Raw genomic sequence first — 25229 nt, 5'->3', positions numbered from 1 at the left:
CAGCTTCAAGAACTAATAGATTCATCTTAGCCTATGATGAATTTGAAAGAGGGACACTTTTGCAAAGTGTCCCTCTTTCTGATCATCTAAATGTCCTGCATTCAAGCATCACCAGTTTTAGTGCTTCGAATGAATATTTTAATAATCTCATTGATGATTAGGGGAATTAATCCTAATACGATAACCAATCCCCAATCCACAAGTGAGAGATTGTGCACTTTAAATGCTGAAGCTAGGAATGGTATTGTGATCACAACAAACTGTAGAACTAATCCTGTCACTATAGAACCAATTAAATATTTGTTTGTAAAAAATCCCACTTGAAATATAGACTTCGTTGCACTTCTCATCGATAATGAGTAGAACAACTGTGACGAAGCCAATACAACGAACGCCATCGTCCGTGCATTCATCATTGCATCTTCAGGGATATTCTCTGAATTTAAGCTATAACCAAATTCATGTAATCCCAAATAAAACGCTACTAAAGTTAAGATCCCGATCAATAATCCACCGATTACAGCACGGAGCCCCGCACCTTTTGCGAAGAAACTTTCTTTAGGATCACGAGGCTTCTTCTTCATGACATCTTTATCACCTGGATCAACACCAAGTGCAATAGCTGGTAAAGTATCTGTCACCAGGTTAATCCACAGAATCTGGGTTGGTAGAAGTGGTATCGGCCAAAAGAAGAGTATGGATGCCAATATCGCAACAACCTCCCCGAGATTACAAGATAATAGGAAAATAACAGATTTACTAATGTTCAAATAGATGTTTCGACCTTCTCTAATCGCATGGACGATGGTTGAGAAATTATCATCTGTTAAGATCATGTCACTTGCACCCTTAGATACATCTGTCCCGGTAATCCCCATAGCCACACCGATATCTGCGAATTTCAAAGATGGAGCATCATTCACACCATCACCCGTCATCGAGACAATATTTCCTTTCGCCTTAAAAGCTTTAATGATTTTCACCTTGTGCTCAGGCGAGACACGGGCAAAAACTCTATAGTTGCTAATTCTTCGTGAGAATTCTTCATCTGATAATTGATCAATTTCTGTTCCTGTCATACTTTGCTCGATGGATTCTGCAATTCCTAGCTGCTTCGCGATGGCTACTGCTGTGTTCTTGTGGTCGCCCGTAATCATCACTGAAGTAATTCCAGCTAACTTAGCTTCTCGTATAGAGTCTTTCACTTCAAGTCTTGGTGGGTCAATCATCCCAACAAATCCAATTACCGTAAGATCACGTTCCATCTCATCAGCACTAATAATATGATCCGTATCTTTATAAGCGGCACCAAGTACTCTTAAAGCCTCATCCGACATATTTTCGGCAGCCTTAAGATACTGTAACTTCATTTCCTCTGTTAAAGGAACTACCTTTCCATCCACATAGGCCAAGGTTGAAATTTGTAATAGTTGGTCTAATGCCCCCTTCGTGTGTACTCGATATCCATTTTCCATTTTGTTTAATGTTGACATTAATTTTCGATCGGAATCAAATGGTTTCTCAGCAACTCTTTTGAACTCCATATCTAGTGATCGTTTATTCAAATTATTCTTATCACCAAATGCAACTAATGCAACTTCTGTAGGATCGCCAGTCCCTTCACCGTTTTCAAAAGTGGCGTCTGAGCATAAGACAAGCGCCTTAATAAGTTCAACAGGAGCTTTATCCTTATCTAAGCTTTCATTAGGTTCTGTGAAATGTTTTACCACAGTCATTTTATTCTGTGTAAGTGTACCTGTTTTATCTGAACATATAATATTGACAGAGCCTAGCGTTTCGACGGCCGGTAGCTTCTTAACAATGGCATTGATCTTCGACATTCTGGTCACACCCAACGCCAACACAATCGCTACAATCGCTGGTAGTCCTTCTGGAATAGCCGCAACCGCTAAACTTATTGCAGTTAAGAACATTTCGAATAGATCTCTCTTTTGAATTAGAGCAATAATAAAGATAAGCACACAGATTCCAATTGCAATGAATCCTAGAGTCTTCCCGAGTTCCTCTAATTTCTTCTGTAATGGAGTTAACTCTTTATTATCATCATCAAGAATTTTGGCTATTTTGCCCATTTCCGTTTCCATAGCTGTTGCTACTGCAACACCTTCACCTCTACCATAGGTAACCAGCGTGGACATAAATGCCATGTTAGATTTGTCTCCAATTGGCGTTTGGGGGTCAGGATGAATATCGTCAGCTTGTTTGTCTGTAGGAACTGATTCACCTGTTAATGCAGATTCCTCAATTTGCAGGTTGGCGCTCTCTAATAAACGTAAATCAGCGGAGATAAATCTACCTGCATCAAGGATCACGATATCCCCGGGTACAATCAGTTCAGATTGAATCTCCTTTACTTCGCCATCACGTCTAACAAGGGCCCTCGGTGTCGTCATCTTCTGTAATGCTTCAATCGCTTTCTCTGCCTTATTTTCTTGAATAACACCGATGACCGCATTTAGTACAACGACGGCAAATATGATGATAGCATCCACGTATTCCCCAATGATAAGCGTCACTACGCCAGCACCCAGAAGAACATAGATAAGCATATCCTTTAATTGTGCAAAGAAAAGAGCGATCGTACTCTTCTTAGGTTTTCCCTTTAGTCGATTAGCTCCATATTGTTCAAGTCTAGCTTTAGCTTCCTCTGTCGTTAATCCATTAGTAGCATTGACTTGAAGTTCTTGTAATACTTCTGCTTGTGACTTTGAGAACCACATGATTAACACCTCTTATATTTATTTTTTACATTTCAAGATCATACTCAATATGGATATTCATGTTAATTACCACATACCCCATATCAATAAACATTAAACGATAATATTCTCTCCAATGCTTGACACTTTATCCACGAAATCCATACTCATCACTTCACAAGCTGAAACGGCTAGGCCGTCCTTTTAAAGGACGCCTAACCGTCTCTGCCGAAATATAAGATATAGAGTATGAAGTGAAACTTATACTTTCTTATATTTGAAAAAAAAGCCCCGAATACAATGAATTGTATTCAAAGCCATTAACAAACTAATCTAGGTATCACCAATTGTTCATAGCATGAAGAACCACCAGCTTGACCAATCGTTTAGCTCCAATAGTCCCTTGATGTTCGTACAGAATCAAAAAAGTCCCGGCCTGTGACCTGCAGTTCCATTATGGAACATACAGATTCACAGGCCAAGTCAATTTTCATTCATATATGTTCATTTCAACTCTTACCTAAATTCAATTATGATGTTTTTGATTTATTGTAAATATCCAATCCTACTGCGAGCAATAGAACGAGGCCTTTAATCCCTTGTTGCCAGTCCACACCTAATCCAATCAGAGACATCCCATTATTCATAACACCCATAACAAGACCGCCGATGATCGCACCGATGACGGTACCGATACCTCCTGTTGCTGAAGCTCCACCGATAAAGCAGGCAGCGATCGCATCCAGCTCAAAGTTCAACCCCGCTCTTGGTGTTGCGGAATTCAATCTGGCAGCGAATAATAGTCCAGATAATGCTGCCATTACACCCATATTAACGAACACCCAGAACGTAACACGCTTCGTTTTTACACCGGACAGGCTGGCTGCCTTCTCATTACCACCTATGGCATAAATATGGCGCCCCATGGTCATCCGCTTCATGACGAAAGAATAAATCGCGATCAATACTAGCAGAATAATAAGGATGTTTGGTATTCCACTATATTGAGCAAGCACGAAGGTGAATAAGTTAATCACAATAACAAGTGCTGCTGTCTTCGCAACAGATACACCGAGGGAAGTTTGCTCAAAACCGTATTTTGCTTGTGTTTTACGGATTCTGAACTCCTGATATACGAGAAGTGCAGATAAGATAACTCCAACAACCATCGTAAGAATGTGTAGCGAACTTCCACTGAACAAATCAGGAATAAACCCAGAGCTTATTTTTTGAAATGATTTCGGAAAAGGGGCAATTGACTGCCCATTCAGCACAATCATCGTCAAGCCACGGAATAACAACATTCCGGCCAGTGTTACGATAAAAGCAGGTATTTTGATATAGGCTACCCAGAAGCCCTGCCAAGCACCAACAAGCGCACCCATCAACAAAGATAGGATAACTGCAAGGACTGGATTCATCTCCCAATTGACCATCATAATCGCTGACAATGCACCGATAAAGGCAGCCACGGATCCGACAGATAGATCAATATGTCCCGTTATAATAACTAATACCATCCCGATGGCAAGTACCAGAATGTAGCTATTCTGGAGAATCAGGTTCGTTACGTTTAGTGGTTTAAGTAAGATGCCATCTGTAAGAATCTGAAATAAGATAGATATTAAGATAAGTGCAATAATCATGCCGTATTGGCGGATATTCTTTTTAAACAATTCACTTATGGCTCCCATATGGTATTACCCCCTGCTTCGTGTCATGTATTTCATTAATGTCTCCTGCGTCGCGTCTTGCCGTTCCACTTCTCCACTAATACGGCCTTCATTCATAATGTATATCCGATCACACATTCCGATAATTTCCGGTAGTTCGGAGGAGATCACCAGTACGCCCTTACCTTCAGCCGCCAATTGATTGATGATAGAGTAAATTTCATATTTAGCCCCTACATCAATACCGCGCGTAGGTTCATCTAGAATAAGAATATCCGGTTGCGTATAAATCCATTTACTTAGTACTACCTTCTGTTGATTACCACCGCTGAGATTAACTGTTTTTTGCAGAATACTTGGACTCTTGATGTTCAATTTCTTACGGTATTCCTCAGCGACCAGCACCTCTTCGTTCTCGTTAATAACTCCAAATTTAGAAATCTTCTGCAAATTACTCAAAGAAATGTTGCGTTTAATATCATCAATCAGAATGAGTCCATAATGCTTCCGATCCTCTGTAACATAAGCTAAACCGTTCTCCATCGCCTTGTTAATATCCGTTAAATGAACTTCTTTGCCGTGCATAAATGTCTGACCACTAATACGTTTACCATATGATCTGCCAAATACACTCATGGCAAGTTCTGTTCGGCCTGCACCCATCAGACCAGCAATACCGACTACTTCACCCCGTCGAATATGCAAATGTATATTATCAAGCATTTTGCGGTCCTGCTGCGTCGGGTGGTACACTTCCCAGTTACGGACTTCAAAGATGGTCTCGCCGATCTGTGGAGTACGCACTGGGTAACGATGAGTTAGATCCCGACCAACCATCCCCTTGATAATGACATCCTCCGTAACCTTGTCCTGTTTCATATCCAATGTCTGTATCGTCAGACCATCACGTAGTATAGTTACTGAATCCGCTATCTTCTCGATTTCGTTCAATTTATGCGAAATGATAATGGACGAGATCCCTTGTTTCTTGAGCTCTACAATAAGATCCAGTAGGTTCTCACTATCATCCTCATTAAGCGCCGCAGTCGGTTCATCAAGGATAAGTAGCTTCACTTCTTTGGAGAGTGCCTTCGCGATCTCTACCAATTGCTGCTTACCAACACCTATCGTCGATACCTGAGTAAACGGCGATTCCTTAAGGCCAACGGTTTGTAATAGCTTTACTGTCTTGACCGTCGTTTCGTTCCAGTTGATGACACCGCGCTTGGCTTGCTCGTTGCCCAGGAAGATGTTCTCCGAAATCGACAAATACGGAATCAGTGCAAGTTCCTGGTGAATGATAACGATCCCAAGGTCTTCACTATCTTTAATATCCTTGAACTGACAGACCTGACCTTTATATGAAATCTCCCCTTCATAGGTTCCATATGGATACACCCCACTGAGGACTTTCATCAGCGTAGACTTCCCAGCGCCGTTCTCACCACATAGAGCGTGAATTTCGCCTTCTTTTATCTTTAAGTTAACATCTCCGAGCGCTTTGACGCCGGGAAACGTTTTGGTTATTCCCTTCATCTCCAAAATATAGTCCGTCAATGCTTCTCACCCAGCTTTCCTTGTGACTGTAATAACGGAATCGGCAAGCGGCCTTTACAAGCCGCTACCCCATTCACATCTTTTTATCAATCTGATGAATTGTAATCTACCAGATCATTGCTTTTGGCCAATTACTCAGCTAGTTGCTCATTCGTATAGTAACCGCCTTCTACGAGTACCTTTTCTACATTTGCTGCATCAACCGTAACTGGCTCCAATAGGTAGGCAGGGACGATTTTCACACCATTATCATAAGTTGTCGTATCATTTACTTCCGCTTCTGTACCCTTAAGCACACTCTCGGTCATTTGTACTGCTTTTTTAGCCAATTCCCGTGTATCTTTAAATACTGTCTGTGTCTGTTCTCCGGCAAGGATAGATTTCACGGAAGCCAACTCAGCATCTTGTCCAGTTACTATAGGAAGCTTCTTATCTCCTGAACCGTAACCAATTCCTTTCAGTGAGGAAAGTACTCCGATACTAATTCCGTCGTATGGAGAAAGAACTGCGTCTAAATTATCGGATGCGTAATTCGCACTCAGTAGGTTATCCATACGTGCTTGCGCTGCCGCTCCATCCCAACGAAGGGTAGCTACTTGAGCCATTGTAGTCTGATTACTACGTACCACAAGCTTGCCAGATTCGATGTATGGCTGCAGTATAGACATAGCTCCATCGAAGAAGAAATAAGCATTGTTATCATCTGGGGAACCACCGAATAGTTCAATGTTGAAGGGCCCTTTGCCATCCTTCAGTCCAAGCTTTTCCTCAATGTATGAGCCCTGAAGTACTCCTACCTTGAAGTTATCAAAAGTTGCATAGTAATCTACATGTTCACTTTTTTTGATTAAACGGTCATAGGCGATAATTTTCACGTTCGCATCATGCGCTTTTTGTAACACATCCGTTAATGATTCGCCATCGATGGAAGCGATTACAATAGCATTCACACCTTTGGTGATCATGTTCTCAATTTGTGCTACCTGATTCTCAATAACATCCTCAGCGTACTGCAAGTCCGTACCGTACCCCAGAGCTTCGAACTCTTTCACCATGTTGTTGCCATCATTTACCCAACGCTCCGAAGATTTGGTCGGCATGGCAATCCCAACTTTTCCGTTAGCACCATTGGTACTACCACTTGAACCATTTCCATTACCACAAGCAGATATAATGAGTACGAATGCCATCAGTAACATCATCCACGAATATTTCTTCATTCCTGCATTACCCCCTACAACTATATTGTTGTCTTTACGAAGCATTTGCTCCATCTGACAAGTTGAGTATAGCAAGATAAGAAGGATATCGTATTTACACTAAAACTACTATTTTTATAAAAAACAAACCTTTGTTAACGCTTTCAAAAAGGGCAAAAAAAAGAAGATTCTATCCGATAGAAAGAACTATAGACATGTTGCTATAGTTCTTTCTATCTAAATAGATGAATCTTCCTCTGGAAGCACTCCTTTGCGGAATTGGAGCGGTGATACTCCCGTTTGCTTTTTAAAAGCAGTACTGAAATAATGCTGAGTCTCATAACCAGAACGCTCTGCAACCTCATTAATGCTCATATCCGTAGAATTCAGCAGTTGAGCTGCTTTGCGAATTCGGATCTGTGTCAGATAAGTACCAAAGGATGATCCTACCTCTTGTTTGAATAGCCTGCTGAGATAGACTGAGGACGTCTTCAACATCCCTGCCATGGACTCAAGATTCAAACCGTACTCACCATAATGCTCTAACATATATTGTTTGGCTCTGCGAACGATCGGTGATAGAGGTGCCTCTCTGGACAAGTTAACTCTGCATCTACGGTAAATGGTGGATAATTCCGTAATCCCCCCATCTACAGCTTCAATACCGACTTCAATAGCAATTTTCAGGTGTGTACGCACCTCCTGCTCCACCCGTGCCAACATCGCTTCTGAAGCTCCGTCCCATAGCAGAATTACAATTAGACCCGTTGAATCACGGAACATAGCCTTGGGATAATCGCTTAATAACTCCAGTGTAATATTCTCAATGGCGAACAAGAACAACTGCCGTTCATTCTCCTTCATCCCTGAATTCTGTACTTCCGTTCTCCAGCGAATAATTCCTAACAGTTCAGGACGCACTTGAGGTAATTGTAAAAAAGGCAGCTGTTCCATAATCTCCTGTTGACTCAGGTTCCCATCTAGCCATTCCTGACAGAAACGTTCGCGTAGTAACGGGAAGTTCTTCAGAATTTGCTTAGAGGCTTGCTTCAGATGTAGACTCTTCTGGCGTTCTTCCTCAAGTTCATCCCGTAGCCCCCGCATAATCTGCGTTAACTGCAACGGATCAGCAGGCTTCAGAATATAATCATTCACCTGCAGTCTGATCGATTCCTGTGCATACGTAAATTCATCGTGGCCCGTAACGACTACAATTTTACAGTCAGGCAACTGCTCTCTAAGTCTCTTCATCAACTCGATCCCATGCATAATCGGCATATTCAGATCTACGAGAGCAATATGGATACCGTGCTGTATCGCATTCTCAAGCGCTTCTTCCCCATCCTCCGCTTCTGTCACGACCGTTAGCCCTAATTCTCCCCAGTCTACGGATCGCTTAATGCCTTCACGGATAATAGCTTCATCATCTGCAATCATAACCTTCCAGAATCCCATATCGTGTGACCTCCAAGTACATGACTCTTATTGCACAACCATAACATTATGTTCTCTTACGCGTGTTATAACTATCGCGAACAATAGGGTGTCGTACAGTGACCGTCGTTCCTACTCCTAATTCACTATCCACTTGAAGACCATATTCTTGGCCATAAGTAAGTCGAATTCGTGCCTGGACATTCAGAATCCCATACCCACTACCTTCACCACCAAGTAAGTGATGTTCAGTTATACTAGCATCAGATTCTCCCCCCACACTCTCTAATTTACGTCTTATCATGGAGAGTCTTTCCGGTGGGATACCCGCTCCGTTGTCCTTTACGATTAAGTATAGATTGCCTGTTCGTTCTGCGACTTCAATAGTAATATGACCTGGGCCTCTACGCTCCTTAATCCCGTGGTAAATCGCATTCTCCACAATCGGCTGTAGCAGTAACTTCAATACAAACAGTTCTTGCAACTGTGGGTCTGCATCAATGCTATAGGCAAGCTTACTACTATATCGAACCTGCTGGATTTTCAAGTAACTAATAATATGCTCCAACTCATCAGCCAACGGAACAATATCACTTCCCTTGCTAAGCCCCAGACGGAATAACCTAGAAAGTGACTGTACAACCTCCGCTATATCCTCAGCTCCTTTGCTACGAGCCATCCAATGTATCGTATCCAAGGTATTATACAGAAAATGCGGTTTAATATGAGCTTGTAAACTTCTTAGTTCCGCTTCCCTCTTCTGTCGTTCCTGCAATTCTGTCAAAGAGAGTAAGCGAGCAATTTGTGCCAGCATCTTATTAAAGCTTCGTCCTAGCATCCCTATTTCATCAGAACGCTCCCCCCAATAGCGGATCGTTAAATCGCCGGATTCCGCCTTGCTCATAAAAGACGCGAGTTGACCAATCGGACGGGATATCGAATATGCTAAATAAAAGGAGGCTGTCATCCCCAACATACAGACCACAAATACAAAGGTAACCACATTAAACGTTATTTCCCTGATACCATATGCGGATTCATCCATTGGAAAGACACCCATTGTAGTCCACCCAGTAAATGGCGATGTCCTATAAATCAGTTGTAATTCCCGATCATCTACTATCTCAGAGATCATACCTGAAGTATCCTGGAACAGCTCCATCGGAATATTATTTATTAACGGATGTGACGGTGCATAAATAATATTCCCACGATCATCCACGACCGTCAGATAACCTGTTTTACCAAGCGTAACATCTCTGGCTGTCTCCGCAATTACACGAAGTTTCAAATCCACGAGCACGACACCTTGTACGACTTGAGTCTCAGGATCAATGATGGCCCTTACAGCAGACACCACTTCATTCTCCCTGTAATCCGCATGTGATAACACGGTTCGCGCATATGGTGAACCAATGATTTTGAAAATCCCCTTATTCATAACCGCTTCCTTATACCATGCTTCATCAGTTAGGCTAGTGCCTGCACGGGTATACATCTCGTTACTGATGAAATCCCCTTCGCTATTCACAATCATAATCCCTGCAATTTCAGAGCTTAGCGTCGTAAAGCCCTGAAGAAACTTGCTGATATTATATTCGGCAGATTCACCATTATTTATCTCATTATCCCCTGAACGCTCTTGCTTCTTATGACCATCCAAGAATCTCTGCACACCTGGATCAAACGAAATGAGGTACGAAGTCTTCTGTAAATTCTCAAATTCATTCTCCAGAGCCACATTGACTTTACCGATCAGTTGCATGGTATTCTCGTTACTCTGTTTCTCGACAATTCGATCTACACTCCAACCGATTAAGAGACCTAATCCGATGGATGGCAGGATGCTAATGAGTAGAAAGTGCACAATAAGCTTATAACGAATCGGTAGATTATTGAGCATAATATTGATCCACATTAGCCCTGGTAACCACATCGATGCCGGTATCTACCTTATCCGGGACTGGCAAGAGTTCGTTATGGGAATAGGCTGAAGGTTCATCGGCAAGACCACGATGTAGTTGAAACAATTCCATCAGCGACCAATATCCCATATTCCAAGTGCCTTGAGCCATGGTAGCAGAGATCGTTCCTTCTTTCACCAGATCAAGAGTACCCTTATCCGTATCAAAACTGATGATACGCGGTGATGAACCCTTTCCCTTATATGCTTCTACCGCTTCAGCGACCCCAATTCCCCCATTCGATTCAGTAGCGAAGATACCTGCGAGATCAGGGTATTGAGATAATACCCATTCTGCTGCCTGTCTAGAGTACACTTGATCTCCTCGTCCATCCTCAAGAGCAACGACAGTCATCTGAGGATATTCACTTGTAATCGTGTCACGGAAGCCATCTGTGCGCTCCTGATGATTATGCTGATCGAGTGTTGTCACAATCGCGACAGCTCCCTTGGCATCCGTAAGCTCAGCCATGGTACGCGCCGCCTCTATTCCAGCATTGTAATTATCCGTTCCAAGGAAGGAATAGGCTTTGCTGTCAGGGGCACCTGAATCAAATAACACAACCGGTATACCGCTTTCAACAGCCTTGTTGATCGTAGCGGTAAGCAGCTTGGAGTTCACCGCTGAGATGGCAATTCCCGCCGGCTTCTTGGCGATCACCTGTTCAAGTACCGTCATTTGTTCATTGGCATCATGCTGGGTAGAGCCATGATATTCCACCGATACATTCAATTCTTCCGCCCCGTCCTCGAAGCCTTTAAGTACACTTTTCCAATAGTCAATGCCACTCTGGAATGTCACCATAACATAGGTATCCTCTATATTTCCACGCAGTCCTGTCGTATCCCACGGTTCAGTTGATTGGGCCTGTAGCTTATAATTCAACACATATACGATGAAGATTCCGATTAGCAGGACATACACAAGCCACAGTTTTTTCATCATGTAACCCCTTTCAATCATGAATAAGATGAACTAAACCCATGCTCATCATACCCTTTTACTTTTACAAAATAAACATCTTCTTAGTGGAAAATAGGAACAAAGAGGCTTCACAGAAGTCTCCTCCGTAAAGCCTCTCCTGCCTTTAAGATTATACTATCCATTTAACAAGAGCTCTTTAAGTAACTTAATATGCTTTCTTTCTCCAGCCATGACAAGGGTCATATCAGCAAGTAATACATCATTCGGTCCTGGGTTGACACTTTGTTTATTCTTCTGAACCGTGGCAAGGATCGTAGCACCTGACCTTTGACGCACTCCCATTTCAGCGATAGTTTTATTTACACACTTGAAGTGTGGTTCCACTTTGCACCATTCAATAATTAACTCTTCAAGGGATATTTCAACCGTTTCTAAAGCTTTTGGCTTATAGCTCATTCCACCAATAATAGCCGCAATCTGTCTTGCTTCCTCATCTTCTAAGGTTACTTGTGAGATGCTTTCCTCCGGATCATTATCTTCGAAGTGATATAATTCTCTTCTACCATCATCATGAATAACAATCACAATTTTATCACCTGAACTCGTTTCAACCTGAAATTTCCTGCCGATTCCCGGTAGATCCGTTTCTTTAATAATACTCATTTTTCAACATCCTCCGTATATCCTAGTTTTTTTGCCTTTTCTTTTGGTTTGCTCCATTTGAAAATTTTATTTAAACCACTATAAATATGCTTAGATTCTTTTGCCAACAGTGGCCCTAGAATAGCCAAGATTAGTACATAAAGTGCAGAAAACGGCTTCAATAACGGCATTAGTCCAGCTGTTATACCTAAATTAGCAACAATAATGGTAAACTCCCCACGTGCCATAACGGTAAGCCCGATATTCGTAGAAGCCTTATGGGACAATCCCGCCTTCCGGCCTGCTATCATTCCTGATACCACGTTAGCTATGATGGTCAGTACAACGGCACCGATAGCCATCCATGCAGCATCACCTAAGGTTAATGGATCAATACTCAATCCAAAACTGAAAAAGAAAACAGCTCCGAAGAAATCCCGAAATGGAATAACAAGTTGCTCTATTCTTTTACTATGTTTCGTTTCAGATAAAGCAAGGCCGAATAATAACGCGCCAATTGCTTCCGCTACATGCAGCTTTTCTGAAAAACCTGCAATGAAGAACAACAAAGAAAATACGACGATAATAAAGATTTCATTTGAAGTAATATTTAACAGCTTATTTAATAGAGGAGTCCCTACTTTTGCAATAATAAAGAACAAGAGCATATAGCCCATAGAGATCCCAACAGATAGGAGAATTCCTCCAATGGATGTTGCTCCTCCAAGAAGTAGCCCTGACATAACTGATAGGAACACAGCAAGAAAAAGATCATCGAATAAAACCATTCCTAATATTAACTCTGTTTCTGAATTACCTGTGCGTCTAAGATCAACCAATACTTTCGCTACAATTGCAGTTGACGACACAGATAGCATACCTGCAATGATCAGGGTTTCATACAACGGGAAGTCTACCAATAAACCATAGACTAATCCAATCACGAAATTCAATACAACGTATATTGTTCCTCCAAATACAATATTACGGCCGGACTTGACCAGTTTCGAAACGGAGAATTCCAATCCTATGTAGAATAGAAGAAACAAAACTCCTATACGTCCTAGGAATGAAATAATCTCCTCACTCTCAATAAATGTGAAATCGAGTATACCAATTGATGGCGCATGTGGTCCGACTACCATTCCAAGTATAATTAAAAATGGTATAATGGATATCTTTAATTTTCCAGCCAATAAAGAAGCAATTGCTATTAATAATAAAGCGGTTCCAACCTCAAAAATCATATGATCCATACAATGTGTTCTCCCTCCCTATTTATGTTGAAACTAATCTTACATTATACATGATCGAGCATTGGTAACCAAGTTTATTAATGGAAATACTGAACCAAAAAAAGACAATCCGATAATTAGTCCCTTTAGTAAGGTGACTTATTTCAGAATGTCATATTGCTGACACCTACTTTGAGTTTGTTCGTATCGTATTTCTCCTCATTTCGCCAATGCTGCTATATCAGTGATCTCATGTTGAATCTCATCCTTTATACGATCAATGATAGAACAGTCTAAAGAATGTGTATAGATTTCTTCTAATTCATCTTGAATCGCTTTGGCTTGGGTTAGATATTGAATCGATTGTTGCATTTGAGTGCTATATCTCTCCTTGATTACACCAATAACTTCCGCATGGACTTCATCCGTTCCAGGATCTATACAACGTGTATACATATCCACGACTACATCGGTGGCCCGATCCGGGAAGTATTCATGTGGTGCTGTACTATCGAATATGGCAAAACCTAAATCCCTTGCGATGACCATATCCAGACTGTTGGAATCGAAACCACAATGATAGATTTCAATATCGAAACCTCTCTCAATCCCTGCAGCAGCTATCTTCTTGAGCATCGTAGATTTACCAGATCCTGGTCGCCCTTTCATGAGATACCTCTTCAATCCTTGGGTCAGGTTAGGCACATAATCCACTGCACCTGTGTGAGTGGCAGCACCCAAGAAGCGATGATCTACTCGGCTTTCCTTCTGGAGTCTTCTATCACCATAAAGTGTATCCACATATTCATTCGTCAACTCATTAGCTTCTTGAAAATTCATATGTGCGATATATAGTGCTTCCCATTCATCATGAATACGAAGTGCTTCTGCGAATCCAGCATATGCTTGTTGATAGATTTGTTCCATCTGATCATTCAATCTTGTTATTGTTTCCTGTTGTTGATTTAAGAAAGTTAGGTCACAAGCATCTCCCAAATCGATATACTGCAAGGTGCCTTCTGTCAGTACCAGATTATTGATGTAATCATCTTTCCCCACGATCATCCCGATTTTCAAAAGAGGAATAACTACGCTATCCAGAGACTCATTATCCGCAGCACTATGAATACGCCAACACTCATATCCGAACGATGTCATAACCTTAGCCATACTCTGAATCAAATCAGACTTTACCGTATCTGAAGGCCCTAACAGGATATAAATACGATCTAAACCTTGTAATGATGATTCCATCAAACTCACGAAACCATGTGCCGTATTACCACCAGCATAGAAATCTTTGATCGTCCCAACCATCGTCACCACGCCCTTCTCAGCTAATACCTCTCTTACATCGTATTATTTACTAGCCCAGAATGTGCATTCAAAAAAAAGATGAACAGCAGACATCCTGCTTATTCATCCGTTCTCTTTGTTCTGAATCTTTGCACTTTATAATTCTGGAGGTTGTTCACCATATGTAGCCCAATCATCTCTCGAAGGACCATATACACCCGGAACCGTTAGCCCAGCTTGGCGCATAAGTACCGTCATTTGTCCACGGTGGTGTGTCTGATGCTTGATCACAATATCAAGGGTGTTTGCAATGGTCCACATCTCACCATACATATCTACCTCTTCATTAAGTGTTGCATCGGTCCACTGAGCACGGATTGCCGCTACGATCGCAGCACTAGAAGTACGATATGCTTCTGCCATTTCACGAGCTACTTGCGGAACTTGTGCTTCCTCGGCAATAGCCTCAAACTTAAGTCCTGTTCGTCCTATCATTTCTCCAAGCGATGTAACGACATGCCATGCAATCCGACCAAGTGTCCGATCTTTCGGCGATACTTCCTGTTTAAGCGATTCATCTGTAAGTGCATCTAATATCTTTTGCGTAGATTCACTCTCTTGTTCCCAATGGGTTAGAATTCTTTCAACGGTTATGAGCATGTAATCGCCTCCATCATAATGGTTATATTTCGGTAAATTTCTTACAACTAAATATTACAATACTTAGGTACCTCATATCAAATACTCATTAATTTGAATGTAAGAAGTCTTACCAGGGCAAACTGATGACCAAATGATCATTAGAAAGGTTATGAGATGATGCCAATCGCTAACATTCAAGGAAATGCCCTGTATTATATTGATCGCGGACAAGGAACACCTATTCTTTTTATACATCCACCTGTACTTACAAGTTTGAATTTCACCTATCAGATTCAGGGGTTATCACCGCATTTTCGCACCATTGCTTTTGACATTAGGGGACATGGTAAGAGCGAACCGTCTCAACAGGCGATCACTTATCCATTGATCGTTGAAGATATTAAATGTTTGATGGATCAGCTTCATATTGATAAATGTTTCTTATGTGGGTATTCAACAGGTGGCTCGGTAGCTCTAGAATTTCTCCTTACCTACCCTGAACGCGCATGGGGTGGCATCATCATAGGTGGAATGTCCGAAGTGAACGATTGGCGGTTATGGAAGAAGATCTGTCTAGGTGTTGCTTTCGCTAAACTTAATGCAATCGGAACGATCGCTCTTTCGCTTGCCATAGGACAATCAACCAATATGTCTTTGCTCTATAAGTTATTCTTAGATGCCAAAAAAGGAAATGCCCAAAATGCAGAACAGTATTATCGATATAGCCTGGCGTATAACTGTACTTCACAGCTACACAACATTCATCTTCCTGTCCTACTTACATATGGAGAAGAAGATAAGCATTTTCACCCCTATGCCGCTATGTTACATCAACAATTACCCATGAGTGAGCTTGTTTTCTTTAAAAATACCGATCATCGTATCCCCACAAAAGCGCCTAGTTCATTAAATCAGCTGATTGAAACGTTTATCCACCGTACCAGCCACATTTATAGATAAATGATCTCAATTTTCAGTCGATTCACTCTACATTTTCAAATCTTGGTATACACGTTAAGTGGGAGATTCATAATCCCTTCGCTCTCCCACGCAGTGATAAGTGGCAACAGGCCTTCCTTGCGGTACATGATGACGATACCACAATCTCCACCACCTGCTCCGGATGATTTGGCTGCACCATGATAGGTTTCTGCTACATCACATAATTGGGTTAACGCAGGAGTCTCAATCGTTACCCCCGTATCTTTGCTCATTCGAAGCAACAATTGACGGTTTCTTCTGATTTGATTCTGTATGGTTCCAATATCTCCAGCATAGAATGCGTTAATCATACGATTAACGCATACAGTACTTTCCTCTAAAAAGATGTCGTAAGCCATCTGATCACGCTTCCGTTTGGTCGTGACCTGATCCACCAAATCAGAAGTTGATGCAGGAGAGCCCGTCCAGCCAATCACTAAACGTAAATCTTCTGGAGGTGTTAGTGGCGTAATGGAGAGATGCGGCCAATCCATCTGTATCATCTCTTTCACACTTCTATTCTCCCCTTGTCGCTCCAGAACCCATGCTCGATCAAAAGTAGTGTATGCTAACCATCCCCCATACACGCTTGCCGCAACATCCCCGCAAGACCCATTACTTTTAATCGATAGATGAGCTAATGCAGCCAGTTTGAAGACTGCCACATTGGTATCCGTTAAACCGTAATAACGACATAAAGCTCTTACTGTAGCTACAGTGACGGCCGCACTCGAGCCTAAACCATATTTCCGCCCTTTTGAACTATCTAATTCACTATCAACCGTTAAATGATAGAATGAGAGCTCTTTACCAAATTCTTTGGCATAGCTTTCGGTTATATTAATGGCTGCTAATATATAGTGAAAAGGATTCTCTCGTTTATCCAATACTAAGAGGTCATTATGGCGTCTCCATAACACAGGCAAATTGCCATATTGAAAAGAAGTTAGACTTCCGACATGTTCTGTTTGTTCTAGTGATACGGTAATAAACTGATCTACTGCTACAAGAATGGCAGGGTGCCCTGGTTCAACGACCGCATACTCTCCCGCGATATACAATTTTCCGGGTGCAGAAGCTTCAATCATCATTCTTAGGTTCCTTCCTTCGTAAGACTTACACCATTTATTCAGCTATGACCTGCAAAGCTTGTCCTGGTCCAGCAATAATTAATTGTTCTGGATCGAATATTTCTGCCAGCTTAGTTTTAATCTTATCACTATCGGATAAACGGCATAACACCTTAACATTAGGACCAGCATCCATCGTAAAGTAACATGGAATACCCTCATTACGTAATTGCCTCACCATTTGCATAGCCATGATGCTATTGGGTTCCCAATAGGATAGCGGTGGATTGGCACCTAACATCGTACCATGCATTTTCATCCCATTACTTTCCGTAATCTCGCCTACCTTTTGGAAATCACGCGTACGAATGGCTTCTTTGATCTCCACCAAATCTTTGGCAGTACTTTCCAACCAGCCAGCATAGAAAGGTGACGTTTCAACGGTGTTCTTCATGCCAATACGACTTGAGATCGCTTTTCTTTGGCTGTTAACGACAATAACTACCATTCCGATATCCCAGTTAGCATCATCAATCGGAACAGCGTAAGAATCATCTGCAGATGTCCCCATCTGCCATTCGACAAAACCACCATATATACTTCTAGTAGCCGAACCGGAACCCCGACGAGCATATTTCGATAGTTCTTTGGGATCTAAATTAAGGCCATATGCCAAATTAGCCGCACCCGCTAATGCTGCCATTCCCGATGCAGAAGATGCCAGCCCCGCAGACGTTGGGACATAATTGGTACTTCTAATGACAGAAGGTGTCTGGATCCCGGTAGCTTCTCTGAACAGATTCAAGAACCGACTCACCTTCTCAGTTGCTGCTACCGATTGTAAAGTATTGTTTAAGTAAAAAATATCTTTCTCCGCCCCTGTTGCTAAGGAAACTGCGGTTTCAGTATAAAAGGCATCGAGTGTCAGTGAAAGACTACTACTCGTTGGCAAAATAACCTCTTCATTGCGCTTTCCCCAATATTTGATTAAGGCGATATTGGTATATGCACGGACCTTTTTCTCAATCATCAAACGACTCATCTCCCATTCGATACACCCAAGTATTGACCGCTCCAGCTTCTAGCAAAGCTTGTGCAACTTGATTGGCCATTTCCTCATCCGATGCGAGCGCAATCATACAACCTCCGCGTCCGCCGCCGGTTAATTTAGCTCCTAAAGCACCAGCTGCCAGCGCCTCTTCAACCAAGTCGTTAAGAATTTCATTACTGACTCCTAGAAATGATAAACTTTCATGCGCACGACTCATATATTGTCCTAATTCTACAGGACGATTGGTTTCAATGGCTACTTTCGCTCGTTTGGCTAATTCACCTAAGTAATGGATTTTCTCCTCCGTCTGAACAGGAGATGTTTGACGCAATAAGGAAATACTCTCTATAGCTTCTCTAGTCTTACCTGTAACACCGGTATCTGCTACAACCAAATAAGCATTCAGTTGAAGTGGAAAAGCTTCATTAGGCTGCCCCTTCTTATAGTAAAGGGGTTCCTTGCCACTTGTCATTGCTGCATCAAGGCCACTTGGGTTCCCATGAGCAATCACTTCAGAAATATGAGTCAATTCCAATAGTTTGGCTGTGGATAATGGCTGATCGAAATAATTGTAAAGAGCACGGATGGTCGCAACAGCAACAGCGGCGCTTGAGCCCATCCCTCGTTCTGGTGGGATGGTACTTTCTATCGTAATGCTGAAATTGGTCAGTGGCTGTTGCAATTCCGTTACCGTTGATGTGATGACAGTCGACAAGCTGAGCAACCTATCTGGTGCCTGCGCGAGTGAACCGTTATAGAATACACAATCTAACATGACCGGTCCTGAAGTTTGCTTAATCGTCGTCTCGATGGAAGCTGCCGGAAAAGGGATGGCTACAGCCGGTTCTCCATAGACTACAGCATGTTCTCCCATGAGAATGATTTTACCATTTGCTCTACCTGTTGCTATCATAACCTTACTCCTTTTTTATAAGTGGATGTTCAAAAACACATTATAAACCAACTAATTTCTCAATAATCCATGGGGCTGCATATAAAGTCATAAATTGTATACCATAATTCACGCCCATTTTATTCAATGTTCCACAAGTAATCCCAATCAACAAGACACCAAATATATTAATGACCCCAGCATCCATGTAAGCTAACAATAATATAAAGGAAATAAATAATCCTAACACAGCTTCATGTGGAATTCTAGTTAATACAAATTTTGAAATTCGGCCTGCATATCTAATGATGATTACATAGGATATGACACTTGAGATGATTGCCCCAACCACAATAGCCCACACGAATTCCCCTCTACTCAAAATATGGTGAAGGTTATGATCTATCGTAAAAATGGGTGGTGCATTAAACAAGGCTCCTCCGGGTCCGATCGCTGTTGGCGACAAAGGAATCCCTAAGGCGATCAAAGGAATGATAATGCCTGAAAGATAGGTAGAATGCGCTAAAGCGCTCATTGTCGTGATCGCAGTAGATGCTTTCTCGACTGGATCTTTCTTACGTTTCGCCACAGCCTCACCGAAAAGAATGACTAGACCAACTGGACTTAACACAAATATGAAATTAGACACGAGCGATGCTAAAGACGCTGATTTCAATTCTTGTCTAGATAAGATTTTGAAAGGATTTAATGTTCTCTCAGCATTTAAATCGTTAGGAATTGTGATATTCTTCAATTTGTCTGTCAACATGCCTGCCCGAGTCTGCTTATTCAATAAAGAAAAGAGCGAAATAACTAGTGGACCAATGGTGATCCCCAAGAAGAATGAAGTGGTGATATTACTACCTTCTGCTACCACGCCGGTTCCCCAATACAGATGACGTAAACTTTGGAATAACATCGCTAAAGGTATAATACTGAATAGTGCTAATATTTTATGTTTGCCGATCAGGGATAGAAAGACTGCCCCGATAACGAATAAAAGTGGTGCATAAGGTTTAATGGTGGTAGCGAACGGTGTCAATAAGTTAGCCAGTAATAAAGCAACTGGAATAGAAATGACAGTTCCGATTAAAGAGCCAGCAGCCATTTTCTTGATTGTAATGGTGGATAAACCACGATTCTTCAAATATAAAGCATGTTCAATCATTGGACTGGACATAACCCCACCCGGTAAGCCTACAAGTGCCGTTGGCATAGCATTCGTTAAGTTCAACGTAATAACAGCTGAGATAAAAAAGGTCAATACGACAATAGGTTCTGTTCCAGCTAAAATAATGGCTAAGGTAATCGGCATTAACACAGATGTTTCATCCGTACCTGGTACAAAGCCTATAAATGTATATAATACGACCGCCACTATAGCAGCGACAACCATTTGAATAAATAATGAAATATCCATTTTATAATTTCTCCTTACCCTCTATCTTGTTTGTCTTCTTCTTGATTCTCCTCCAACGTAAGGATACGTTTCGGTTTAATTAAGACTGTTGAAATAATAAATCCGATGACTGCACCCGCTAGACCAAAGAGTAATTGACTAGTTCGATTATCACCTGGAGCAAGGAAATAGGCTCCCATCGTTGAGACACTAGCAATCATAATTGCCAATACTAAACTTTTTAACTCGACAACGTCTCCCCATACCTCAACCATGTTTATTTTATCTTTCATTATATCCATTCACCTTTCTCAATTTCTATCATTCATTAATAATACCTATGCAAACAACCTATCACCACATCCTTATACATCTAATTGAGAATAGTTATCAACAAAATAATATTACACTATAATGAGATAATGAGCAAAAGTACAGAAAATAACCCGATCAGGCCTAATGGTCCGCCAGTCGAGTTAGTTTCTGTTATTACCCACGCTATACATTTCCTTTAACATTTCTTATTTTTATTTTCCATTTGATGTATGTTTGATACCTCATTATTATCTTTTGTCAGAGATGGTGTATACAGTTTTGTGATATCAATACCCAGTTGTTCGCATAAGTACTTAATATCCAATTTTATCATAGGCTATTAATAATTTGTTCACTCCTCTTAATTGATATATTTCAACTAAATACATTCTCAAGTAGCCTCTTCAAACTCTCCCTCTCGAAGGGCTTTATAAGATATCTCCTTGCACCAACCTCGTAAGCCTCTCTAGCGTAATGACCGGTTCGTGCTACAAGAATAACATGAATCTCAGGAAGAATTCCCTGTAGCTTTCTAGTGAAGGACAGTCCATTCATCTCCATCATCTCTACAGCAATAATCACCACATCAGGCGCGCTTCGCGTTATATCCAATAATGCTTCTTGAGGCTTTGTATAACATCCTTCGCACTCCACGATTGCAATGGTACCCACCATCTTTTCGATGGCTTTCAGATCATCGATATTGTCATCAACAACCATCATTTTAAGCACTCCGACAGATTCACCTCTCTTACCTTGACACCCAGAATGTTTGACTGTACCTAAGTCTACATTTCGTCAATGAAAGAATAATGATAAACTTTCGGTAAAAAAACTAAAAAACCGCTCAGTATCTAGCTTCGCAGGTTTACAAAAAGCGATATAACATTTATCACATTCTATCAAGATTGAATATTATTTGAGAATACAGAACAACCAGTTCCTCCGAAGGACTAATTCCAAGCTCTTTCCGCAGCACTTTTACATACTCCACATACTGTCTGATCAAAGAAACCTTGTCCTTTTGTGCATGATATGTCTTCAAGAGCAATCGAATAACCTCTTCGTCCAATTCATCACGAGCTAGCAGTTTTTGAAGAAAAGCATACATCCTCGAAAATCGTTCTATATCATTCATGGCCCACAGAAAAGCCTTCTAGATATCGAAGGCATCAATAGCATATTCGCTAACCTCGGCGCTACAGCTCCAAGGGTCATAACCATGATCTGCTTACGAATAAGTGGTACTGCTTGCAGATACGACATCACGAATAGAGTCATACCCACGATGGCTTGAATATAAAGATAACCAATAGTTTGTTAAATGCATGAAAAACGTAAAAATCGGTATGAAGCTTTCGTTTTCTAAATGACAGATAGGAGATGAATAGCATAAGATTTACCTAAACTCATGTAGTGCACTCCTAAAGATCTGACTTATTTCTTTCACTTGATTCAAAAGTACTATATTCGATACTTTTTTTTGAATTTCCCTTTTATAAATTTACTTAGAATTGTCTAATAATTGAAATAGTTATATAAAACAATTTTAAAATTGATTCTACTATATTAACTTATGTGCATACCATTTATCCCCTCTGAATCTCCACGTAAAGACCACTCCACGAATACCCCATTCAGCTACCATGGCTACCCATACTCCCATAATTCCGAATCCAAGTGTTATTCCTAGAATATATCCAAGGATCACGCGGAATAACCACATCGATAGCAAGGAAGATATTGAGGTGAAATTCGAATCCCCTGCTGCACGTAAGGCTGACGGCATAATAAAGCTAAATGACCACAAGAACGGTTGAGCAATTGCAATTAATAAAGTGAGTGCGAAGATCGATGGTATAATCTCTTCCGGTGGCGAGAACAACTTCACGATGAATGGAAAGCATGGCAATATGATTGCCGTTGCTAACACGAAGAACACCGTGGAGAGACCAATAAACGATTTAATAAATTTTCTCGCATCCTGAACATTCCTTCGTCCAATAGACTGACCAACAACCGTGACCACAGCAATGCTAAGTGCATTCCCACCGATTTGAAATAATAGTGATATCGAGCCACTGATGGCATTGACCGTCATCGCAAGGGTCCCTAAATGGACAATAAATGTCTGTGTTAACAGTTTTCCTCCATTAAAAAACATTTGTTCTGCAGCGAATGGAATCCCGATGAACATAATTTTTTTTAGAATAGAGAAATCAAGATGTAGCGCATTTCTTATTTTGAAACGTAACGTCTGATTATATTTCAACATATAGATGATCGAAGTAACCATTCCCAATATCCTCGCTAGAATCATTGAGATCACTAGACCCATAACACCCATATCAAAAATTGTGATTAATACAACATTCAGAATTAAATAAGTGATATTCATAATTAATGATAGTCCCAAGCAGGCTTTAGTCTCTGCAACCCCACGGAGCACACCATTCACAGCTTGAAATATCGCAATAAATGGATAGGAGATACAACTACCGATAAGGTAAATTCTCGCAATATCGAAGACATCTGCATCCGCATTACCAAATAACAAGTTCAAGGTAGGCGTGTGGAACAAGATAACGACTGCGCTAATAAATATAGATAATATAGCAACTGCAGAAATAGCCTGTGAAGCAGCCCTCGATACCATCTCTTGGTTCCCACTACCTTTATACTGGGCAACAATAACGGTACCACCTGTAGCCACAGCGACAAATACGTTAATCAAGAAAATATTCAGTGAATCCACCATACTCACTGCGCTAACAGCAGCTACCCCTGATGAGCTAATCATCGCTGTATTCAGTAAACTCATTAATATCAGAAATGCCTGGTCCACAAGTATTGGAACAATGATAGCAATGATTTGTTTGTAATCTATCGATTCCCCTGTAAAATACTTATTTAACAAATAAACTGTTTTTTGTTTCATACCCGAACTTATAACGCTCATCTTATATCACTTCTTTGGTTGTATTATGTTCATTGTCATCGTTGATCATTGAGCTAACTCGCATCATTATACCACTCCTACCAAAATATCGCAGTGATAAGTATTCCTACAAGAATTTCGTCACCAACAAAAAAAAGAGCGGTATCTCACCCACTCCAAAGTTATTCCTGATATCATGACTAGTTTCATCTACTAATCATCCAATTCCACGCTATCGATTTTCCCTTGTTTATTTACTGTCCATTCGATTTCAACACCTTTGTTTATTCCAATGTTCTCATCATCTTCGATCACAACATCACTTGGAATGGTTACGGATTGTTGCCCTCCTTTTTCTACTTGAACAGTAACCTTAGTACCATTCACCTCTAAGATGACACCTTCATACTCTATTTGTTGCATGACAGTTTCACCTTTCGGATCAGTAATTGTGACCCGCTTCCCGCCGTCTGTGAGCAATTCCACTTTTTTACGATAGTCATTGTCTAGAACTCCATCTTGGATGACCTTCTTAATGTCTACTCCAGCGGGAATTCCAACTTGATCTGCAGGAGCTGGTTTTAGTGATTCAGTCTGACCTTTAGAGCAGGCGGTTAACAAAATACATATAGAAATGAGCAGAACAAAAGGATATTGATTACGTCGTTGATTTCCTTTATTGGGTTCCATAAAATGACCTCCATCATCGTTTTCCTATATTCATATTTTACCCAAATTTAAAGACTCTACTCAAATCGATTCTATATGCTCATTTATGAGATATCGTCATCCAACCTGTGCTCCCAACAACTTCGAACCCCTGCTTATACCAAAAATTCCTCGAATTCACTAACGAATATACATACATTTGTTTATTATGATATTTCTCCTTAAGCCAATCAACAAAGAAAGCAGCATAACCACTACCTTCAAATTCTTTCAATACATCTAATGCTTCTATAAATACAATATCTTTTTTGTTTTTCATTTCAATATAGAAGTCTTTCTGAAGGTATCTCTCATCATCGTCAAAATAATCTTGTTCCGCTTTATGAACTAACTGTTTACCACTAGCATATTCCCAAACCACACCATATCCCACCATCTGATGACCAACTTCGATAACATGTAGTTCTTCAGGTAATTCTGAGGCATTCTTCTTACTCAATTCCCCTGCGTGGTAACCAGATGTTAATTCACTTAGCACCGTTTGTAATTCTTGATTAAATACTTTATTTGTAATCGTAGGCATTTCAATTCTCCTATATGTAGTTTTACAAATCTATGGACCAGTAAT

Annotated in this window: 22 protein-coding genes; 1 reads left to right on the top strand and 21 read right to left on the bottom strand. The window is 40.9% G+C overall.

Annotation, left to right across the window (positions count from 1 at the left end):
• Positions 1 to 101: 101 nt before the first annotated feature.
• From LPB68_RS16820 to LPB68_RS16770, 11 genes are all read right to left on the bottom strand, one after another.
• On the bottom strand, positions 102 to 2741 hold the full coding sequence (locus tag LPB68_RS16820; RefSeq protein ID WP_068661134.1) for a cation-translocating P-type ATPase: 2640 nt from the start codon (positions 2739 to 2741) through the stop codon (positions 102 to 104).
• Between the two features lie 509 nt (positions 2742 to 3250).
• The gene (mmsB, locus tag LPB68_RS16815) at positions 3251 to 4414 is read right to left on the bottom strand and encodes a multiple monosaccharide ABC transporter permease (RefSeq protein ID WP_068661133.1); all 1164 of its coding nucleotides are present in this window, start codon (positions 4412 to 4414) and stop codon (positions 3251 to 3253) included.
• 6 nt (positions 4415 to 4420) lie between these two features.
• Positions 4421 to 5950, bottom strand: coding sequence for a multiple monosaccharide ABC transporter ATP-binding protein (gene mmsA / locus LPB68_RS16810; RefSeq protein ID WP_198402184.1), 1530 nt, complete (start codon positions 5948 to 5950; stop codon positions 4421 to 4423).
• 131 nt (positions 5951 to 6081) lie between these two features.
• Entirely contained in the window at positions 6082 to 7170 is a 1089-nt protein-coding gene (gene chvE, locus LPB68_RS16805) for a multiple monosaccharide ABC transporter substrate-binding protein (protein ID WP_068661132.1), read from the bottom strand.
• A 216-nt stretch (positions 7171 to 7386) separates the two neighbouring features.
• The gene (locus LPB68_RS16800; protein WP_068661131.1) at positions 7387 to 8604 is read right to left on the bottom strand and encodes a response regulator transcription factor; all 1218 of its coding nucleotides are present in this window, start codon (positions 8602 to 8604) and stop codon (positions 7387 to 7389) included.
• A 46-nt stretch (positions 8605 to 8650) separates the two neighbouring features.
• On the bottom strand, positions 8651 to 10501 hold the full coding sequence (locus tag LPB68_RS16795; RefSeq protein ID WP_232510314.1) for a cache domain-containing sensor histidine kinase: 1851 nt from the start codon (positions 10499 to 10501) through the stop codon (positions 8651 to 8653).
• On the bottom strand, positions 10476 to 11489 hold the full coding sequence (locus LPB68_RS16790; RefSeq protein ID WP_068661129.1) for a substrate-binding domain-containing protein: 1014 nt from the start codon (positions 11487 to 11489) through the stop codon (positions 10476 to 10478). Before LPB68_RS16790 ends, LPB68_RS16795 begins: the two co-directional genes overlap by 26 nt.
• 156 nt (positions 11490 to 11645) lie before the next feature.
• Entirely contained in the window at positions 11646 to 12134 is a 489-nt protein-coding gene (locus tag LPB68_RS16785) for a cation:proton antiporter regulatory subunit (protein ID WP_068661128.1), read from the bottom strand.
• Positions 12131 to 13369 (bottom strand): cation:proton antiporter, encoded by a 1239-nt coding sequence (locus tag LPB68_RS16780; protein ID WP_068661127.1) that lies wholly within the window; start codon positions 13367 to 13369, stop codon positions 12131 to 12133. The genes LPB68_RS16785 and LPB68_RS16780 overlap by 4 nt, the downstream gene beginning before the upstream one ends.
• Positions 13370 to 13567: 198 nt before the next feature.
• Positions 13568 to 14665, bottom strand: coding sequence for a PRK06851 family protein (locus LPB68_RS16775; RefSeq protein ID WP_068661126.1), 1098 nt, complete (start codon positions 14663 to 14665; stop codon positions 13568 to 13570).
• Between the two features lie 135 nt (positions 14666 to 14800).
• On the bottom strand, positions 14801 to 15304 hold the full coding sequence (locus LPB68_RS16770; protein ID WP_068661125.1) for a DinB family protein: 504 nt from the start codon (positions 15302 to 15304) through the stop codon (positions 14801 to 14803).
• Positions 15305 to 15463: 159 nt separating this feature from the next.
• On the opposite strand from LPB68_RS16770, the gene LPB68_RS16765 reads away from it, so the two are divergent.
• The gene (locus tag LPB68_RS16765) at positions 15464 to 16246 is read left to right on the top strand and encodes an alpha/beta fold hydrolase (protein WP_068661150.1); all 783 of its coding nucleotides are present in this window, start codon (positions 15464 to 15466) and stop codon (positions 16244 to 16246) included.
• 35 nt (positions 16247 to 16281) lie between these two features.
• Here the strand turns inward: LPB68_RS16765 and LPB68_RS16760 are convergent, their stop codons facing one another.
• From LPB68_RS16760 to LPB68_RS16715, 10 genes are all read right to left on the bottom strand, one after another.
• Complete coding sequence (locus LPB68_RS16760; RefSeq protein WP_232510313.1) at positions 16282 to 17358, bottom strand: phosphomevalonate kinase; 1077 nt, start codon at positions 17356 to 17358, stop codon at positions 16282 to 16284.
• A 34-nt stretch (positions 17359 to 17392) separates the two neighbouring features.
• Entirely contained in the window at positions 17393 to 18367 is a 975-nt protein-coding gene (gene mvaD / locus LPB68_RS16755; protein ID WP_068661124.1) for a diphosphomevalonate decarboxylase, read from the bottom strand.
• On the bottom strand, positions 18360 to 19301 hold the full coding sequence (gene mvk, locus LPB68_RS16750) for a mevalonate kinase (protein WP_068661123.1): 942 nt from the start codon (positions 19299 to 19301) through the stop codon (positions 18360 to 18362). The genes mvaD and mvk overlap by 8 nt, the downstream gene beginning before the upstream one ends.
• 40 nt (positions 19302 to 19341) lie before the next feature.
• Positions 19342 to 20700 (bottom strand): tripartite tricarboxylate transporter permease, encoded by a 1359-nt coding sequence (locus LPB68_RS16745; RefSeq protein ID WP_068661122.1) that lies wholly within the window; start codon positions 20698 to 20700, stop codon positions 19342 to 19344.
• A 14-nt stretch (positions 20701 to 20714) separates the two neighbouring features.
• A complete protein-coding gene (locus LPB68_RS16740) occupies positions 20715 to 20972 on the bottom strand; it encodes a hypothetical protein (RefSeq protein ID WP_232510312.1) in 258 nt (85 codons plus the stop codon).
• 397 nt (positions 20973 to 21369) lie between these two features.
• The gene (locus LPB68_RS16735; protein ID WP_068661120.1) at positions 21370 to 21717 is read right to left on the bottom strand and encodes a LytR/AlgR family response regulator transcription factor; all 348 of its coding nucleotides are present in this window, start codon (positions 21715 to 21717) and stop codon (positions 21370 to 21372) included.
• Positions 21718 to 21886: 169 nt separating this feature from the next.
• Complete coding sequence (locus tag LPB68_RS16730) at positions 21887 to 22132, bottom strand: bacterial transcriptional activator domain-containing protein (protein ID WP_068661119.1); 246 nt, start codon at positions 22130 to 22132, stop codon at positions 21887 to 21889.
• A gap of 426 nt (positions 22133 to 22558) precedes the next feature.
• Complete coding sequence (locus tag LPB68_RS16725) at positions 22559 to 23953, bottom strand: MATE family efflux transporter (RefSeq protein WP_068661118.1); 1395 nt, start codon at positions 23951 to 23953, stop codon at positions 22559 to 22561.
• A 192-nt stretch (positions 23954 to 24145) separates the two neighbouring features.
• The gene (locus tag LPB68_RS16720; protein WP_068661117.1) at positions 24146 to 24622 is read right to left on the bottom strand and encodes a hypothetical protein; all 477 of its coding nucleotides are present in this window, start codon (positions 24620 to 24622) and stop codon (positions 24146 to 24148) included.
• Between the two features lie 79 nt (positions 24623 to 24701).
• On the bottom strand, positions 24702 to 25184 hold the full coding sequence (locus tag LPB68_RS16715; RefSeq protein ID WP_068661116.1) for a GCN5 family acetyltransferase: 483 nt from the start codon (positions 25182 to 25184) through the stop codon (positions 24702 to 24704).
• Between the last annotated feature and the right edge of the window lie 45 nt (positions 25185 to 25229).

The sequence above is a fragment of the Paenibacillus crassostreae genome, assembly GCF_001857945.1.
GTDB lineage: Bacteria > Bacillota > Bacilli > Paenibacillales > Paenibacillaceae > Paenibacillus_AQ > Paenibacillus_AQ crassostreae.
Note: the sequence above shows the minus strand (reverse complement) of the source record. Positions and strands in the feature narration are given on the sequence as shown.

What these genes read in the sequence shown, in the direction of transcription:
- LPB68_RS16820 (WP_068661134.1), bottom strand. Translation starts at nt 2,741, where the DNA reads ATGTGGTTCTCAAAGTCACAAGCAGAAGTATTACAAGAACTTCAAGTC.
- mmsB (WP_068661133.1), bottom strand. Translation starts at nt 4,414, where the DNA reads ATGGGAGCCATAAGTGAATTGTTTAAAAAGAATATCCGCCAATACGGC.
- chvE (WP_068661132.1), bottom strand. Translation starts at nt 7,170, where the DNA reads ATGAAGAAATATTCGTGGATGATGTTACTGATGGCATTCGTACTCATT.
- LPB68_RS16800 (WP_068661131.1), bottom strand. Translation starts at nt 8,604, where the DNA reads ATGGGATTCTGGAAGGTTATGATTGCAGATGATGAAGCTATTATCCGT.
- LPB68_RS16795 (WP_232510314.1), bottom strand. Translation starts at nt 10,501, where the DNA reads ATGTGGATCAATATTATGCTCAATAATCTACCGATTCGTTATAAGCTT.
- LPB68_RS16790 (WP_068661129.1), bottom strand. Translation starts at nt 11,489, where the DNA reads ATGAAAAAACTGTGGCTTGTGTATGTCCTGCTAATCGGAATCTTCATC.
- LPB68_RS16785 (WP_068661128.1), bottom strand. Translation starts at nt 12,134, where the DNA reads ATGAGTATTATTAAAGAAACGGATCTACCGGGAATCGGCAGGAAATTT.
- LPB68_RS16780 (WP_068661127.1), bottom strand. Translation starts at nt 13,369, where the DNA reads ATGGATCATATGATTTTTGAGGTTGGAACCGCTTTATTATTAATAGCA.
- LPB68_RS16775 (WP_068661126.1), bottom strand. Translation starts at nt 14,665, where the DNA reads ATGGTTGGGACGATCAAAGATTTCTATGCTGGTGGTAATACGGCACAT.
- LPB68_RS16770 (WP_068661125.1), bottom strand. Translation starts at nt 15,304, where the DNA reads ATGCTCATAACCGTTGAAAGAATTCTAACCCATTGGGAACAAGAGAGT.
- LPB68_RS16765 (WP_068661150.1), top strand. Translation starts at nt 15,464, where the DNA reads ATGCCAATCGCTAACATTCAAGGAAATGCCCTGTATTATATTGATCGC.
- LPB68_RS16760 (WP_232510313.1), bottom strand. Translation starts at nt 17,358, where the DNA reads ATGATGATTGAAGCTTCTGCACCCGGAAAATTGTATATCGCGGGAGAG.
- mvaD (WP_068661124.1), bottom strand. Translation starts at nt 18,367, where the DNA reads ATGATTGAGAAAAAGGTCCGTGCATATACCAATATCGCCTTAATCAAA.
- mvk (WP_068661123.1), bottom strand. Translation starts at nt 19,301, where the DNA reads ATGATAGCAACAGGTAGAGCAAATGGTAAAATCATTCTCATGGGAGAA.
- LPB68_RS16745 (WP_068661122.1), bottom strand. Translation starts at nt 20,700, where the DNA reads ATGGATATTTCATTATTTATTCAAATGGTTGTCGCTGCTATAGTGGCG.
- LPB68_RS16740 (WP_232510312.1), bottom strand. Translation starts at nt 20,972, where the DNA reads ATGAAAGATAAAATAAACATGGTTGAGGTATGGGGAGACGTTGTCGAG.
- LPB68_RS16735 (WP_068661120.1), bottom strand. Translation starts at nt 21,717, where the DNA reads ATGATGGTTGTTGATGACAATATCGATGATCTGAAAGCCATCGAAAAG.
- LPB68_RS16730 (WP_068661119.1), bottom strand. Translation starts at nt 22,132, where the DNA reads ATGAATGATATAGAACGATTTTCGAGGATGTATGCTTTTCTTCAAAAA.
- LPB68_RS16725 (WP_068661118.1), bottom strand. Translation starts at nt 23,953, where the DNA reads ATGAGCGTTATAAGTTCGGGTATGAAACAAAAAACAGTTTATTTGTTA.
- LPB68_RS16720 (WP_068661117.1), bottom strand. Translation starts at nt 24,622, where the DNA reads ATGGAACCCAATAAAGGAAATCAACGACGTAATCAATATCCTTTTGTT.
- LPB68_RS16715 (WP_068661116.1), bottom strand. Translation starts at nt 25,184, where the DNA reads ATGCCTACGATTACAAATAAAGTATTTAATCAAGAATTACAAACGGTG.